Annotated in this window: 1 protein-coding gene; it reads right to left on the bottom strand. The window is 68.1% G+C overall.

What is annotated here, in order from left to right; genetic code table 11:
* A partial coding sequence (gene boxB, locus AC1D15_RS35480) for a benzoyl-CoA 2,3-epoxidase subunit BoxB (RefSeq protein WP_477829780.1) occupies positions 1 to 759 on the bottom strand: 759 nt, incomplete at both ends.

Below are 759 nucleotides of genomic sequence, written 5' to 3'. Positions count from 1 at the left end.
GTCGCGCACGTCGAGGATCTTGTAGTGGGCGCCCTTCAGCACGTGGTCGTCGGCCCGCTTGCCTTYCTCGTAGCGGCCCTTCAGGCCCGAGCTGTAGAAGATCGCCGCGTTGCTCGACTGGTCGGCACCGAACAGGTCGATCGTCACGCTGTAGTGGAAGTTCAGGTAGCGCTGGATCGTCGGCAGGTCGATCACGCCGTGGCGCCGCAGCTCGGCCGGGTCCTCGATGCCGGTCTGCTTCATCACCTCGCAGGTGCGCTGGATCACGCGCGACACCCCCGATTCGCCGACGAACATGTGGTGCGCCTCTTCGGTCAGCATGAAGCGCGTGGTGCGCGACAGCGGGTCGAACGCGCTCTCGGCCAGCGCGCACAGCTGGAACTTGCCGTCGCGGTCGGTGAAGTAGGTGAACATGTAGAACGCCAGCCAGTCGGGCGTCTCTTCATTGAAGGCGCCGAGGATGCGCGGGTTGTCCTGGTCGCCGGAGCGGCGCTCGAGCAGCGCCTCGGCCTCCTCGCGGCCGTCGCGGCCGAAGTGCTTGTGCAGCAGGTAGACCATCGCCCACAGGTGGCGGCCTTCCTCGACGTTCACCTGGAACAGGTTGCGCAGGTCGTACTGGCTGGGCGCCGTCTTGCCGAGGTGGCGCTGCTGCTCGACCGAGGCCGGCTCGGTGTCGCCCTGCGTGACGATGATGCGGCGCAGGTTGGCACGGTGCTCGCCGGGCACGTCCTGCCAGGCGGCCTCGCCGCGGTGGTCGCC

It is taken from the genome of Rhizobacter sp. P2_H2 (assembly GCF_056403375.1).
The sequence above is the reverse complement of the archived record's forward strand: the minus strand, read 5'-3'. Positions and strand labels throughout refer to the sequence as shown.